1 rRNA gene is annotated in these 233 nt (G+C 52.8%); it reads right to left on the bottom strand.

The annotated features are described in order from the left end of the window. Positions 1–233, bottom strand: a 23S ribosomal RNA gene (locus I6E11_RS15575); the annotation flags it as partial.

The raw sequence follows: 233 nt of genomic DNA on the forward strand, positions 1-233 counted from the left end.
GATCAGCCTGTTATCCCCGGAGTACCTTTTATCCTTTGAGCGATGTCCCTTCCATACGGAAACACCGGATCACTATGCTCTAGTTTCCTACCTGATCGACTTGTCTGTCTCCCAGTCAAGCACCCTTCTGCCATTACACTCTTGGGCCGGTTACCGATCGGCCTGAGGGTACCTTTAGAAGCCTCCGTTACGCTTTTGGAGGCGACCACCCCAGTCAAACTACCCACCAAGCA

The sequence above is a fragment of the Bacteroides caecigallinarum genome, from assembly GCF_021531075.1.
In the GTDB taxonomy this organism is placed as follows: domain Bacteria; phylum Bacteroidota; class Bacteroidia; order Bacteroidales; family Bacteroidaceae; genus Phocaeicola; species Phocaeicola caecigallinarum_B.